Annotated in this window: 12 protein-coding genes; 8 read left to right on the top strand and 4 right to left on the bottom strand. The window is 42.7% G+C overall.

The window, feature by feature from the left end; genetic code table 11:
• Nucleotides 1-7 precede the first annotated feature (7 nt).
• Complete coding sequence (locus BM613_RS10195; RefSeq protein WP_109431078.1) at nt 8-1,195, bottom strand: helix-turn-helix domain-containing protein; 1,188 nt, start codon at nt 1,193-1,195, stop codon at nt 8-10.
• A gap of 113 nt (nt 1,196-1,308) precedes the next feature.
• Here BM613_RS10195 and BM613_RS15085 point away from each other — a divergent pair, with 113 nt between their 5' ends.
• Both BM613_RS15085 and BM613_RS10190 read left to right on the top strand, forming a co-directional pair.
• The gene (locus tag BM613_RS15085) at nt 1,309-1,464 is read left to right on the top strand and encodes a hypothetical protein (protein ID WP_181363055.1); all 156 of its coding nucleotides are present in this window, start codon (nt 1,309-1,311) and stop codon (nt 1,462-1,464) included.
• 187 nt (nt 1,465-1,651) lie between these two features.
• Entirely contained in the window at nt 1,652-2,476 is an 825-nt protein-coding gene (locus BM613_RS10190) for an EAL domain-containing protein (protein ID WP_181363054.1), read from the top strand.
• 188 nt (nt 2,477-2,664) lie between these two features.
• Here the strand turns inward: BM613_RS10190 and BM613_RS10185 are convergent, their stop codons facing one another.
• From BM613_RS10185 to BM613_RS10175, 3 genes are all read right to left on the bottom strand, one after another.
• The gene (locus tag BM613_RS10185) at nt 2,665-3,696 is read right to left on the bottom strand and encodes a 2-hydroxyacid dehydrogenase (protein WP_181363053.1); all 1,032 of its coding nucleotides are present in this window, start codon (nt 3,694-3,696) and stop codon (nt 2,665-2,667) included.
• 77 nt (nt 3,697-3,773) lie between these two features.
• Complete coding sequence (locus BM613_RS10180) at nt 3,774-4,931, bottom strand: pyridoxal phosphate-dependent aminotransferase (RefSeq protein WP_109431075.1); 1,158 nt, start codon at nt 4,929-4,931, stop codon at nt 3,774-3,776.
• 15 nt (nt 4,932-4,946) lie between these two features.
• Nucleotides 4,947-6,479 carry an APC family permease gene (locus BM613_RS10175; protein ID WP_109431074.1) on the bottom strand — a complete coding sequence of 511 codons (1,533 nt, stop codon included), beginning with the start codon at nt 6,477-6,479 and terminating at the stop codon, nt 4,947-4,949.
• Between the two features lie 452 nt (nt 6,480-6,931).
• On the opposite strand from BM613_RS10175, the gene BM613_RS10170 reads away from it, so the two are divergent.
• The 6 genes from BM613_RS10170 to BM613_RS10145 all read left to right on the top strand — a co-directional run bounded on the left by BM613_RS10170 (nt 6,932) and on the right by BM613_RS10145 (nt 15,427).
• A complete protein-coding gene (locus BM613_RS10170; protein ID WP_109431073.1) occupies nt 6,932-8,188 on the top strand; it encodes a sugar ABC transporter substrate-binding protein in 1,257 nt (418 codons plus the stop codon).
• Nucleotides 8,189-8,259: 71 nt separating this feature from the next.
• Nucleotides 8,260-9,228 carry a carbohydrate ABC transporter permease gene (locus BM613_RS10165; RefSeq protein WP_245926350.1) on the top strand — a complete coding sequence of 323 codons (969 nt, stop codon included), beginning with the start codon at nt 8,260-8,262 and terminating at the stop codon, nt 9,226-9,228.
• A gap of 2 nt (nt 9,229-9,230) precedes the next feature.
• Nucleotides 9,231-10,115 carry a sugar ABC transporter permease gene (locus tag BM613_RS10160; protein ID WP_245926349.1) on the top strand — a complete coding sequence of 295 codons (885 nt, stop codon included), beginning with the start codon at nt 9,231-9,233 and terminating at the stop codon, nt 10,113-10,115.
• A 48-nt stretch (nt 10,116-10,163) separates the two neighbouring features.
• Complete coding sequence (locus BM613_RS10155; protein WP_109431072.1) at nt 10,164-11,195, top strand: LacI family DNA-binding transcriptional regulator; 1,032 nt, start codon at nt 10,164-10,166, stop codon at nt 11,193-11,195.
• 42 nt (nt 11,196-11,237) lie between these two features.
• Nucleotides 11,238-12,941 (top strand): glycoside hydrolase family 13 protein, encoded by a 1,704-nt coding sequence (locus BM613_RS10150; protein WP_181363052.1) that lies wholly within the window; start codon nt 11,238-11,240, stop codon nt 12,939-12,941.
• A 29-nt stretch (nt 12,942-12,970) separates the two neighbouring features.
• Complete coding sequence (locus BM613_RS10145) at nt 12,971-15,427, top strand: glycoside hydrolase family 31 protein (RefSeq protein WP_109431113.1); 2,457 nt, start codon at nt 12,971-12,973, stop codon at nt 15,425-15,427.
• Nucleotides 15,428-15,675 lie beyond the last annotated feature (248 nt).

Raw genomic sequence — 15,675 nt, 5'->3', positions numbered from 1 at the left:
GTTATCATTACTCACTCAGGTGTTCGGTATCTAAGGCATTGTCTTTTAGATCAAATTGAATTGCACGAGCGAGTGCCTTCACCGCCGTATAGAGATCGCGATAAGACTCATTATTTTGCAATTTTAAAATCTGACACTTTTGTAGTAACAATCGGACCATTAAAACTGGGTCATAATCGTATTTTTCGAGATAGGAGATTCCTTGTGAATTGTAATCAAAAGCTAAATTAAGATTGTTTTCGAGAATAGCAATTTTTACGAGGTCATCTAATACATTTGCGGCTTTTGCATATAATTTCGATTCAACATAAAATTGCAGACTTACTAAAAGTTTCTGTTTCGCGTAATTATAACGCTTTTGTGCAACTAAAATAATACCTAAATTGTGATTGGCATCATGCCAACGATTTCGGTCAACTTTATTGTACTGTTCTTGAGCTTTTTGCGTATATTCAAAAGCTAAACTAAGGTTTCCTAGATAATGATGACAACTCCCGAGTCCATGTTGACACATGCCGATTTTTAACTTTATTTCATCTGTGTTAACTAATTCATCTTTAATTAGATCTATCGCTCTTTCGTAATTCATGATAGCTAATTCATACCAAGTTAAACGAAAAAATGTAGAAGCAAGATTGATTCTTGCTCTTTGTTCTATATCAAGTGCAGAATTAGTCTGAATTAAAGATTCATATATCTGTCTTGCCTCATTAAACTGTTTTTGGTGAAAATATGAATTACCTAATTGAAACATAAACTCATACCATGCTGCATTTTCATTAATCGGTGATCTCGTTAATAAGTTGTAAGTTGTGAACAAAATTATATGTACATTTTCTGTGTACCCCTCATGCTGAGTAATAAATAAAGCAGCATCTACTGCAACTAAGCTTAAGGAATGATCGATTGCTTTTTGCCATGCTTCAATTGCAATTTTTATTGATTTACAACGCTTTGCCTGCTGTAGTTTATGATAAGGTTCTTTTTCGGATTTGACTGCATCTGGTTGATCAAGAAGGTCTTCTAATGATACTTGCAATTTTTTTGCAAGTAATTGCAAAGTCTCGACAGGTGGAATGGTGGATCCCGACTCGATCTGGCTGATATAAGAACGGTTGAACCAGTCGCCAGCGAGGTCAGCCTGGCTCATCCCTCGTTGTTTTCTAAAAATTCTAACGCGTTCGCCGATCGACATGAGTTCTACGCCCCTTTGGCTATCATTCTATTAACATGTGTTAGTAACAGTAACACATGTTAATGCGGTCGGTGAGGTATACTATATTCATAACCTAGAGGGAGTGATTATGAATGAAAGATATGAAAATCTTGATCGTGATCAGTAGCATATTTCTCTCGGCTTTTCTTATGTTAGCTTCTACGGGTGTAGGAGTGGGTGTATTCTCTGCCTCAAGTGGCACTTATCAATCTTCTCCACTTGCAATTACTGATCCAGGAGTACTTTAGGTCGAATCGAATCTACTTAACTACAATATAACACAGATGGTAGGCTGATTTCTAAATGTTTGTGGCAAGTGGCGTCAACGGTCTGAGCTGACGCCACTTGTCTCGAATGAGGATGTAATTCATGAGTGGAAAGTGGTCGAGGTTGTGTTGAGCGGTAATGACTTTGAGGGAAAAGCAGGGGGATCGGATGGAGCGAGAAGTTTTTAAACGTTCATTGCACGCGATGGACCCCATCTTAGAGAGCGCAGCGAATCCAATACATCTGAATGCTTACCCGCGAGAGGAAGCGATGTACGTGCAAGAAGTTCTCGAATCGAGTTCTTTATATAGCGTATACCAACCCATCGTCGATCATGTCGCACAAAAAGTTCAAGCACACGAAGCGTTAAGCCGTCCACATTGGAATGGCCAAATGCTTCAGCCAGATACTTGGTTTCAGACTTCTGTGGCTCAGAAGCGGCAGATTGATGCCGATCGTTTAGCGGTGCAGACTGCTTTGCGCCAATTTCAATGCGATGTACTTACAAGTAAGCAGTTATTTTTAAATGTGATGCCAACGAGTTTATTGGATTTAACGTTTGTCAAATCCTTAGAACGATCTCTTCGTAAGGAACTTTTTGATCCCGCATGGATTGTCATTGAGCTGATCGAATATGTTCCATATCACCCGCTTGAGTTAAAGCAGTCACTTCGTGAACTCCGTTCACTTGGTATACGGTTTGCGTTGGATGATATTCGCTATGAGGGTTGCGATGCCGATTTTTTAAGGAAATTGAGCATTCTTGAACCAGAGTATATAAAGATTGACCGATCTCTCATTCAAGGGATTTCGAGATCGGCTAAACAACAAGACCAACTACATGCGTTATTGCAACAGGTTCCGTTTCACGATCGAATTATTGCTGAAGGGGTAGAGGAGCGGGCGGATGTTGATCAATTAATTTCTTTTGGTATTCGCCTAAGCCAAGGATATTACTGGAGCGAGCCATTATCCATGCTTCGTATTCTCTAGCTCTCTTTGCTCAAATAGATATGCAGTCGTCTGCTCGGGTAGCTGGCACTTTACGTGGATTTGATCCGCTGTTTTTTGCGTATAGCAACTTCCGAGAGCAGAATATGTGAAGTGTTGTAAGCCGCGTTTTCGGGTTTCGGATGTCAAATGTCATTTTTATGATCTGGATTCCTCCTCGAATGAAAGATCTAAGGGAAAATACGCCACTTCGATTCGAAATTAAACCTCGCGCTGAATTTTCCTCTCCTCTCCAATGCATCGCATGGATGATCTAGTCGCGATGCAGACTCATTTTGCATTTTCAGAAAAACAGTATGTTTTGTCGAGGGTACAATGTGTTGCGGTTGTCCCGAGATTGCATAACGTATGAGATTATCGATTGCCTTTTGCACCATCCCCCGCCACGCGTGATGTGTTAATCCCGCCGTATGCGGAGTTAATAAAAGGCGTTCACGTACTTCTGTGGAAACGTGTAAGAGTGGGTGATCAGGAGGGAGCGGCTCTGGATCAAAGACATCTATGCTCGCTGCATAGATGCGCTTTTCCGCAAGAGCTGATGTTAGAGCGTAAGAGTCAACTACCCCGCCCCGCCCAACATTTATGAAGATCGCTGTTTCTTTCATTTGTGCAAACCGTCGAGAGTCAAATAGATGATAAGTTTGTGATGTGAGTGGCAATGTAACCACAATTCCGTCAGCCTCTTTTAAAAGAGGATCTAATTCACTATAAGTTATATCTAGTCGTGTCTCAGCAACTTGATTGCGCGAACGAGAATGATAGAGCAAATTCGCACCAAATGGTTTTGCGATTTGAGCAAAGAGTTGTCCGATTGCACCGAATCCTACGATACCAAGAGTCATTTCGCTTAGATCGCGCAGGAGAGGGCCCATAAGACATGATCGAGCGAGTGTAAATTGTCCACCATAGATGATCGCTTGCGCTTCCCCTGCCCGGTGCGCAAAGTAGAGTAGACTCATGAGAATGTGCTCTGCGACTGCTTGTGCGTTTGCTCCCGGATTATTGCAAACTAAAAGATTGCGCTCGTTAAGTATGGACATGTCTAGACGATCATAACCTGCGCTGACTAATTGAATGATCTCAAGATCGGGAGCAATGAGAACGGGTTGGGGAATTGGCGTTCCACCTCCTAAGACGGCTTGAAATCCGGAAGGACGTCGCTGCTCTTCGCTATGTAAATCATCCCAATGAACGAACGTCATCCAGTTTGGAAGTGTTGGTCTAGCGATTTCGAAATGTTTTTTTGATAGCATCGACAAGACGTGAAACGAGTGGAGTGTCATTTGATTTGTTCGCCTCTCTCTTTAGCAGATTGGATTGCATGAGGTGTGCATGTTCTTAGCACATCAAGTACTCTCTGATTCTCATCGAAGGTTCCTAATGTTATGCGGATGTATTCAGGCATTTGAATCGTCAGACCGTCGCGAATGTGTATGCCTTGTGATTGAAATGGTGCTGTCCCGAGTGGAAAGTGAATACAGTAAAAGTTTGTTTGTGAGGGGAATACGGAGTATCCGAGTGAACGAATGGAGTGTAAGACGCGAGTTCGTTCTTTCATGGTGTCGTGAGCCCGCTGTTGATATGCCTCATGGAATTCTAAACAGGCTAGAGCAGCTTCGAGTCCGACCGTATTTGGCATGGTTAGGGGACGAGTTCCTGCTAGGCGAAGCGCCATCTGCTCATTGTGTACAATGGCATATCCTATACGAAGACCTGCCAAGCCGTAAAATTTTGAAAAGGTACGTAGGATAATTAAATTCGGGAATTGTTTACATAAGTCTACTGCCGTCTTATCACCACGTATATAGGAGTCAGTAAGTTCCCAGTAGGCTTCGTCCAATACGATTGCAACGTGAGGTGGAATTTTGTAGAGGAATGATTTTATTTTTTCGAGTGGAGTGTATCCTCCAGTCGGATTGTTTGGGTTACATAGGAAGAGTAAACTTGTACGCTCTGTTATTGCTTCATTCATTGCATCAAGATCCATGGTCCCTTCATGAACATGGATTGGTACAGTCACAAGTGTCGCTCCTGTATAGGTCACACTTGTTGCATATAGAGGGAATGAAGGAGTCGGAACGATCACTTCAGTGCCTTCACTGCCAAACGCCGATGTGAGTAAGTGAATCAACTCAGATGAACCATTTCCTATCATAATTTGTGAAGGGAGGATGCCAAGTTGTTGTCCCAGTGCGCTTCGTAGGGTACTTGCCGTTACCTCAGGGTAACGGTTAACGCGCATAGAGGCAGCAACCATTCGCTTTTCTACCTCTGGAATGGGACTAAGTGGCGATTCATTTGCGTTTAGACGAATTGAACCTTCGGGTGATGCGAGCCCTTGTCGCAAAAGTGGAATTCGTGGCGGATTGCTCCATTTCAATGAAGAGGGAAAACTTGTAGTGAACATTTGCTCTGTTTCTGTTGATGATTGCTTCATCTGATTTTCCCCCAATCATAGAATTGATTCTGATCCGAATCTGTTACGGTGCTCTTCAATTGAATTTGAGGCAATGATTGCTCGCCAGTATCGGTTGTACAAAAGAAATCCGATCATAGCGAAAAGCAGAACTTGGAACAGTGGATTAAAATACCATACAGAACCAAGAGATGGGAGTACTACCAGATAAGCTAGACTTATTGCAATGATCATTTGTATCCAACCGAGTAAAATTTGAAAATTACGATGTTGTTTTAACCATGTATTGTTACTGGCATAGAGCATGGGAGCTGCTTTAGGAAGTTTGAGAACACCAAGACCAAGAGCGAAATGAACGATTGTTCCCGCTAAAACACTCGAGGCTAGCCCGAATGCAGTCCCTGTAAAGGCAGTTTGAATTAAGATAAGACTTGACATTATGGCTCCTGTAGTTAAGGTGCGCATAGGAGTTTGAAAGATAGATAGACGCTTAAAGTAATCTGGTAAAATTCCGTCTGCTGAAAAGGCCAACATCATCCGAGACTGTCCCATCATGCCAGGTAGTATTGTTTTAAAGACGATCAGGGCGACCGCAAAATTGAGCAGCACAGACAGCCACGCAGGCAAAAACAAACCGACGAGAGCGGATGCACTTGCGAGGGATTTATGATGAAAATGCAGTAGACCGCTTAATAATTGCCAGGGGACCAGATGGTAGAGGGCCGCAGCAAATAGAGTGTAAAATGCGGTGACAAGTAAAACCAGCAGCAAAATACTTTTTCCTAAAACGCGTTTTGCGTTAGGAGTTTCACCTCCAGTGTAAGTTGCTCCGCGTAATCCTGAGTACGCATAGTACAAAACGGGAAGAACCATGAAAAAAGCGAAACTCGTTTGGCGTGGTGCTCCATTCATTAAAATGGCCGGGGATAAATGAGTCTTAGCCGCAAGGATTTCTAGAAGATTTGCTGGCGAATGACTAAATCCAACAATCATCACAAGTAGACCTGCAAACAGGATTACACCCATGGCGATTTGCAAAATGATTCCTACCAAACGAATGCCTCTTACGTGTAGTGCCCAAGCGATCCAAATCATCGCCAAACCAGCGATGATTTCACCATCTGTAGATAGAAGTGGTGAACCTAACCCCTTAGTGATGCTGTTTAAGGCGGAAGCTAAAAATGTAGGTGCTGTATAAGCTAAAAATCCGATACTCGCTGTGCTCCCAAACCATGAAATGACATGCACAATGAAACCGAATCGGGCTCCTAGTGTACGACTGATAAACAAATATTCACCGCCGGCGCCTGCCATAGATCCGGAGAAAAACCAATAGGTAAAGGCGAGTGTTAGGGCGATGAATCCATCAACAAAAATTGCGAGTGGCACTTGGGATCCAACCCCAGGAACGATTCCCTGTACCTGTGCCGAAACGGCAAATATTCCTGCCCCGACTTCACCAGCTAATCCAAAAGCAAGCACCATTAACCAGGTTAATTTCTTTGCAAGAACTTGTGAGGAAGGATTTGCAGAATCAACACCAACGGCTGCTGTTAGATTACTTGACATATTAATCCCCCTTTTTAATGTCCTCGTAGATGATAAGTAAAAATTCGCGAGATTACGTTATATAATCTTTCATTCTATGATACGAATGCTATCACATTAAATCAAAAGCGACAATAATAAAGACAAAATATTTTGTATTTACAGTCGTCTTCTTGGGGTGTGTTGTTGGTGCGAGTAGCGCAAACGTTTGTATTCGTGGTTTTTTCGTACAGACCTCCTGTTTAACTATTTTGGTAGCGATTACATTCTGTTTATTCAGTAATCTACTGAACGTACATCTCATATTTTCTTGTTATATAGTAAATAAAAGTAATACATTGACCGCAAACTTGATATTTTTTTGCTTGCTTAGTTGACTTGGAATAAAAAACGAATTAAACTCAATTCAAACGTTTGCACAAACTGCATTTTCTTTGTTATAGAAAAAAAGAAACGATTGGGGGAGAAGTTGAATGAATAAGAAATTGAAGATTGTCGCTTATAATGTAACCGCTTTAACGATGATAAGCGGGCTATTGTCTGGCTGTGGGGCGGCTACCAATAGTGCTTCGAGTGCGCCGAACCCGGCGTCGCCGGGGATTCCAAGCGGGCAAACCATTACCGTGTGGTCGTGGGCGACAGGACCGCAATTACAAGACATGGAGAAAATTGCTGATGCTTGGGCGAAAAAACATGGAGATACAGTAAAGGTTGTGGATCAAAGTCATAATGCGAATGGCTTTCAGTTCTACGCAACCGCAGCTCGTACAGGTAAGGGACCTGATATCGTCTTTGGGATGCCGCATGATAACAATGGAGCATTCGCTCAAGAAGGACTCCTTTCTAAAGTTCCTAATGGGTTTTTGAACAACAGTGACTATGCAAATTCAGTGATTGATGCAGTTACGATTAATGGGGTGGAGTATTCGGTTCCGGTATCCGTTCAAACCACGGCGCTTTTCTATAATAAAGATGAGATTCCTGTGGCACCTACTACTTGGAGTCAATTTGAAAATGATGCAAATAAATACGGGTTCGGATATGCTCAACATAACTTGTATTTTAATTTTGCTCTAGTAGGTGGAATGGGTGGGTATGTATTTAAAGATAACAACGGAACGCTAGATCCAAATGATATAGGTCTAGCCAATGCGGGAGCTGTTCAGGCGTATACATTGATGTATGACATGGATCATAAATACCATTGGATGACCCCAAGTGAAAACGGAAATATTGCACAAACGAAATTTCAGAATAAGAGCATTGGCATGTTTATTAGTGGTCCTTGGGAAATTCCTAACATGAATCAATCGGGTGTGAAGTATGGCATTGCCCCTTGGCCGACACTCCCTAACGGTCACCCTGCGACGCCGTTTTTGGGTGTTATTACAACTTTCGTGTCGGCGAGTAGCCATACACAATCAGCTGATTGGAGCTTGGTAAAAGCAATTACAAACGCAAATGCACAGCAGATGTATTTCCAAAATGCACAACAGATCCCCGCGTTGACGAGTGTGCAGCAGTCTGCTGCGGTACAAGATAACCCTTATTTTAAGGCTTTTGCGGATCAAGTGAAAAATGCTGTCCCAATGCCAAATATTCCACAGATGCAGGCTGTTTGGACGGCGATGAGTGTTCTGTCAAATATTATTGACGGAAAGGTTTCTCCGGAACAAGGTGCGCAAGATTTTGTTGCGAATATAAAAAAGGGAATTCTGATTGCTGGTTAAGGAAAATGCATAGGGGGGTTTGCAGGTGGTATTCATGCAAATTCCCCGTTCTATCAATGGGGGTGAATGCAATGAGTGCGAATATGGCAAATCTCAATCGGATAGCGAATAATAAATCCGTAAAGAAAGGCTCAAAGACGCAGAAGATTGCCTATCTCTATATGAGCCCAGCTTTAATTACCATTGCTGTGCTGGGAATAGCACCTATTCTCTATACGATTTTTATTGCATTTACAGATTATAATCAGATGCATTTTTTGAATTATCATTTTGTTGGGTTGAAAAATTTTATATCTCTATTGAATCCCAATAATCCTTTGTCTGCGGTATTTATCCCGACATTTGTCTGGACGTTGGTCTATGCACTTTTAACGACAGGATTTGCGTATTTCATTGGACTCTTTCTTGCGGTGCTTTTAAATAATCCGCATTTACGTGAGGGTATTATTTATCGTACAATTCTAATTATTCCTTGGGCGGTTCCTGGGATGATCACCATGTTGGTGTGGCAAGGGCTGTTGAATGATTCCTATGGACAGATTAATGCGCTTTTACACACAGTAGGGATTCCCAAAATTCCCTGGCAATCGAGTCCGTTTTGGGCGCGCTTTTCAGTGATTATGGTGAATGTCTGGGCGGGTTTTCCTTATATGATGACAGTTTGCTTGGGTGCATTGCAAGCGATCCCAAGTGAGATCTATGAAGCGGCGGCAATCGATGGGGCGAATTGGTGGCAAAAATTCAGATGGATTACGATTCGGGAAATTTGGTCAATTACTTTGCCTCTTGTCATTCCGTCATTTGCCTTTAATTTTAATAATTTTGGCGGAGTTTATCTGCTTACAGGGGGTGGACCAGCACGTTCTGATAATCCATTTGTAGGGCAGACCGATATATTAGCTTCAGCGGCATATAAAATGACGCTTGATTTTAATCGGTATGATCTTGCATCGGCAATATCGATCATCTTGTTTGTCATTGTCGGAGTGATCAGTTGGCTAAACATGCGTTATACAGGTGCTTTTAAGGAGGTTGAGTGACTGTGGCGAAGGGAATGTTGCAAAAGCGAGCGAAAGGTTTTTCTGCAAAATCTAGTGGGTTTAGCGCGGGCGAACGTATTGCACTTTGGACTGCGCGATTTGTGTTGATTGTTTTCGTGTTTGTTGTCCTGATCCCTTTGTGGTTCGTGTTTGAAGCATCGGTCAATCCGTTAAATTCATACGTTTCGTTTTCGCTGTGGCCGGCGCATGCCTCGTTGGTGAATTATATTCAAGTCTTTCAGCAAGGGCAATGGTTGCTTTGGGTTAAAAACACCGTGATTTTAGCGGTGAGTATTGGCATTCTTCAAGTCTTCATAACTGCTCTGTCTGCGTTCGCATTTTCGAAAATGCGGTTTTGGGGAAGGAAATATGGACTCATGACACTGATTATCCTTCAAATGTTTCCAAACTTCCTCGCGATCGCTGCCTACTATAGTGCATTGGCTAAATTTAATCTGATTGACACCATGGGTGGATATATTTTGGTTATGATTGGTGGTAGTGCATTTAATATCTGGCTGCTTAAAAACTATTTTGATGCTGTGCCGAAAGAACTTGAAGAAGCGGCTATTATTGATGGGGCTAACAGTTGGTATCGGTTTACGAGAATTTTGTTGCCGCTGGCGACGCCTATGCTGATCGTTATTTTTCTATTTACTTTAGTGGGCATTTTTAGCGACTATATTATGGCGGGTATGGTTTTTGAAACGCCTTCTCAATACACTTTAGCCGTTGGGATGTACGGATTAATAAGTGGCCAATTCGGGCAAAACTGGGGCATGTTTTCTGCTGAAGCATTAATGTCTGCAATTCCACTGGCTTTGATTTTTGGCCTGGGTCAACGTTTTATTGCTTCTGGTTTAGTGGCGGGTGCTGTTAAGGGATAAGGTGAAATCGTGTTGTAAGAGAGGAAAACGTGATGGTGGATAGTGACAATGTCGACGATTAAAGATGTGGCAGCTCTGGCAAAAGTTTCTCCTTCAACAGTTTCACGGGTGTTGGCTAATTCACCGCGTATCTCCGATGAAACAAAGCAACGCGTCCGTCAGGCTTTGGAACAGTTAGATTATCAACCGAATGTATTTGCGCGAGGGCTCGTAACCAATACGGCAAGTTCCATTGGTATTCTGATTCCTCCGCAGATGACCGAGTTTTTTGCGAATCCGTTTTTTGCAGAAATGATGAGCGGAGTCAGTGAAGTGGCGCGTTCGGAAGGTTTTGACACAGTTCTTTCAACTTCTGCGGTTGATGAAGAAGATGCTGTAGATCGAATGATTCGCGGGCGAAGAGTGGATGGACTGATATTGTTGGGAAGTCGTATCAGGGATGCAGTTTTACCCAAGGTTGCACAACACCAGTTTCCCTCAGTTTTGCTGGGGAGACCAGCGGAAGATATTCCTATTTCTTATGTTAATAATGATAATGTACAAGCGGCATATGAAGCTACGAAACATTTGCTTGACTTGGGACATGAGAAAATCGGATTTCTAGGCGGATCCTTTGATTTGGTAGTCACAAGAGATCGCCTGGAAGGTTATCGCCATGCATTGCTAGAGGTGGGAATTGAACCTAATACACGCATGGAGATCTCAACCTATTTTCTTGAACAAGGCGGATATCAGGGAATGATGCACCTCCTAGCTTTGCCCACTCGGCCAACTGCTGTACTGGCATCTGACGATGTACTTGCTTTTGGCGCAATGCGTGCTGCTGGGGAGTTGGGTTATCACTTGCCAGATGATCTGGCGATTGTCGGGTTTAACGATATCCGTCTTGCGGAACTTGCGAATCCCCCGCTTACGAGTGTTCGTGTGCATATGCACGAATTAGGGGTAGGTGCGACGCGATTGTTAGTTGAACAAATTCGTGCATCAAAGATGCTCAAGCGCTCTAAGATTGTAGATTTTGAGTTGGTTATTCGTGAGTCGTGTGGATTCCATCGCAATCATCAGACGTCTTCGCGTTAACTGCAACGTCGGTAAACTGCATGTAAAGCGGGAGTGACTACTTTGAAGTCGTGGATCTACCATGTTCCTTATGAGCCGTATGCTTATGCACTAACGGAAACGAAGGTGCGCATCATTCTCTGTGTCGCCCCTGGTAAGGCGAAGAGTGTTGCTGTGCGATACGGAGATCGTTATGAACAAGATCTGAACCATCAGGTTGATATGGAGTTTGATGGATCAGATGGTCAATGGGATTATTATCTTACAGAGGTCATTTGTGAAAAGCGACGGTTAAAATATACTTTTCAAATTCGACTGAAAGATGTCGTTATGTGGTATGGAGAATCAGCGGTTAGTGATGAATTGAAGGAGGCAGGGGTTTTTCAAATTCCCTATTTGTGTACAAGGGATATTTTTGGAATTCCTAAGTGGGTAGATCAATCAGTAGCTTATGAAATATTTCCAGACCGTTTTGCAAAGGGAGGGATGCGATCACATAGAAATTCCTTTGTACCCTGGTCAAGCAGGCCGACATCGGACAGTGTCTATGGGGGTGATTTGTTAGGGATTGAGGATAAATTACAATATATATCAGATCTAGGCATCGATCTACTTTATCTTACACCCATATTTAAAGCAAATTCAAATCACAAATACGATACGACTGATTATTTTGAGATTGATCCCCAATTTGGGACAAAGGAAGATTTTAGGCGTCTTGTCAATAAGGCGCATGCATTAGGAATTCGCATTGTATTAGATGCGGTCTTTAATCATTGTGGAAGCGATTTTTATGCATTTCAAGATGTTCGGGAAAAGGGATTGGCTTCTAGGTTTTGGTCGTGGTTTTTTGTGCATGAGGATTCAGTTGATATGGAGAAAGTGAATTATGAGACGTTTGCCAATGGTGTGGCTACGATGCCAAAGTTACACGTAGCCAATCCTGAGGTAGAAGAGTATTTGCTCTCGGTTGCGCGCTATTGGATTAGTGAATTCGATATAGATGGCTGGCGTCTTGATGTTGCAAATGAAATCGATCATGTCTTTTGGCGCAAGTTCCGTCATACTGTAAAATCGATAAAATCGGATGCGCTTATTATCGGGGAAGTTTGGCACGATAGTTTACCTTGGCTACGCGGAGATCAATTCGATGGAGTGATGAATTACATCTTTCGGGAAAAAGTCGTTCGGTTTTTTGTGACTCATCAAGATAATGCCCGCACATTTATTCGTGAGATGATTCGGTTGTTGCATAAATATCCTGAGCCGGCGATTCGCAGTATGTTTAACCTTATGGGGAGTCATGATACAGAACGTATTTTAACTTTAGCAAAGGGAAATATCGATGTAATCGCGCGTGTGCTCATTTTTCAGTTCAGTTTTCCGGGTATCCCAATGATTTATTATGGAGATGAAGTGGGAATGGAAGGGGCGGGAGATCCAGAATGTCGAGGTGGGATGGTTTGGGAAGATCATTTGCAAAAGCGCGAATTAAAATTACTTGTGAAGAGGCTTGCGTATTTGCGTCATTCGGAAACTGCGCTCCAAGGCACAAGGATGATCTTTTCAGAAGATAAAAGAGGACAGTTTGAATATAAGCGGATTTCAAAAGACGGTCTTTCTTCGGTTTATGTGAAGTTTAACTTTACAGAGCGGAGACAAGCACTGCCGCATGGGGCACAAATCCTTCTTGCTTATCCTAAAGGATGCGTTAAAGCCAACGACCTCTTGCCACATGGGGTAGTCATTTGGAAAGATGCAACTTGAGAGAAGAAAAAGAAAGTGGAGTGAGTAGAGTGCAGACAAGTGAAAGCATACATCCAGATAAAAATACAGAGAAAGGATCTAAGACACAGCATGGCCGACAAGTAGGAACTGTGCGGCAAGTTTTGCAACGGAGCGGATACTTGGAATTACTGTGTGATGGTGTTGCTATCGTACTTCAATTTGTACATCCACAGATTTTGCGCATGCGCGTCACAGGGAGTCTTGTTGTCGCTAATACATCGTCTACAGCGGCTGTTGCTCTGACATCTGTCGTGCCAGTCGAGGCAACTCTTTTTGAGGATGAGGGCTATCTTCAATGGGCTACAGATTTTTTGCTCGTCAAAATCTATAAGGAACGTTTTAAGCTTGAAGTATATGATGTCGAAGGAAAGTTAATTTATTCGTTGGAATCGATTGTGAGTTTTGCAAACGGGCAAACGATTGCGCAAGTTAGCAAGTTTTCATTGGAGCATTTTTATGGACTGGGAGAAAAAACAGGATTTTTAGATAAAAACGGCGAAAAATATAATATGTGGAATTCGGATGTTTATGCACCGCATGTTCCAGAGATTAAAGCTCTTTATGTATCCATTCCTTATGTATTACACACACATCAGAATGGGGTGTATGCGTTATTTATAGATAATCCGAGTGAGAGTGTATTTGATCTGCAATCCAGTTCTGATACGTATCAAATTCAAACGGCAGTAGGAGATTTTGATGCGTATTGCATTACAGGAAAGACGATGAAAGATGTGATTTCAAATTATACTGTACTGACCGGCAAGATTCCTTTACCTCCCGCATGGTCACTGGGATACCATCAATCGCGGTACAGTTATATGAACCAGGAAGAGGTAGTCGATCTTGCGAAGACGTTTCGCGAAAAAGGGATTCCTTGTGATGCGATCCATCTCGATATTCACTACATGAATGAATATCGCGTGTTTACGTTTGATAACGGGCGATTTCCAAATCCTCAAGGAATGGTGAGGACGTTAGGGGAACAAGGTTTTCATATTGTACCTATTGTGGACCCTGGAGTGAAACGGGATCCGCGTTACGAAATATATCGTGAGGGGATAGCTGAAGATCATTTCTGCAAATATATCGAGGGGAATATTTTTTATGGTCACGTATGGCCTGGAGAAAGTGCCTTTCCTGATTTTTCAGATGATTTGACAAGCGCGTGGTGGGGTGAAAAACATAAGTTTTATACGGATATTGGGATCCAAGGGATATGGAATGATATGAATGAGCCAGCAGTATTTAATACCACAAAAACAATGGATTTAGAAGTGATTCATCGTAACCAAGGGCAACCAAAGACACACTTTGAAATGCATAATCTGTATGGCATGCTCATGACAAGGGCAACCTACGAGGGGATGAAAACCCTCCTAAAAGATCAGCGACCTTTTATCCTAACGCGTGCGGGGTATGCGGGCGTACAAAGATATGCAGCGGTTTGGACGGGAGACAATCGCAGTTTTTGGGAACACATGGAGATGTCAGTCCCTATGTTGTTAAATATGGGTATGTCAGGGCTGGCTTTCGCAGGTGCCGATGTTGGCGGATTTGCCCATGATGTAACGGCTGAATTATTAGTGCGTTGGACGCAATTGGGAGCCTTACTCCCCTTCTTTCGCAACCATAGCGCACTGGACACCGCTCGACAAGAACCATGGCAATTCGGCGACAAAGTTGAGAGCCTGTGTAAAAGCGCCATTCAATTACGTTATCAATGGCTCCCCTATCTATATACATTATTTTTTGAAGCCTCACAAACAGGAATTCCGATCATTCGTCCACTCGTTCTCGAATATCCAGAAGATCCGAATGTGACTAATTTGTCCGATCAGTTTTTATTGGGCAAGGATATTCTAGTTGCACCTATTTTTCGACCGAGCATGTACAAACGATTAGTCTACTTGCCAAAAGGGCGGTGGGTGAATTATTGGTCGATGGAAGAATGTGAGGGGGAAGCTTACCGGGTGGTTGACGCCCCGTTGGAGATCATGCCAATTTTCATTCGCAAGGGGGCGATTTTGCCAGAGCATCCGGTTGCTCAATCCGTTTCATTTCAGAATGTAGAGACACTATCTTTTGCGATTTATGGAGTTCCTCTCGATCAACCCTACCGCTATACTTTGTACGAAGATGATGGCGTTTCCTATAACCATCTACAGGGTGGGTCAAATTTATTTGAGGTCAGCCTGGAACCAGTGAGTGTGAATCAGGCGCGATTGTCATATCGATATTTACAATATGGCTATCAGGTTTCCTATTCATCTCGTGTTTTTAAATTTAAGACACTAAAAACGCCTGAACGATTTGTTGTGCGAGGGATGAAGCGTGTAGAGTTTGCAGAGCTTGCTCATAGTGAACAGGGATATGCATTGAATTCGTCTAAAAATGAAGTTTGGGTAAAACTTTCTGCAGACCTCTCTGCAGCAGTTTTGGAATTAGAGTGGGGAGAAGGGTAAGATTTTTTAAGTAAAGGTGAACATTAGATCGTTTGCTTGAATGAAGTAAGCGGGGGTGGCAATTTAGGTCACTGTGCTACCCCGATACCGCATTTAACACGTGATGGTGCATGGGATAAATTACCTCGACATTTTTCTTGTTTTCTCGCTAAAACTAGTTGACTCGTAAAAGGGGCATATGCTATATTACTCGATGTCGCCGCGAGCGGCGGCGCAAGAAGGTAGCGAGTTGATCCTTGAAAACTAAA

This window comes from Sulfoacidibacillus thermotolerans (genome assembly GCF_003144315.1).
In the GTDB taxonomy this organism is placed as follows: domain Bacteria; phylum Bacillota; class Bacilli; order Alicyclobacillales; family SLC66; genus Sulfoacidibacillus; species Sulfoacidibacillus thermotolerans.
Note: the sequence above shows the minus strand (reverse complement) of the source record. Positions and strands in the feature narration are given on the sequence as shown.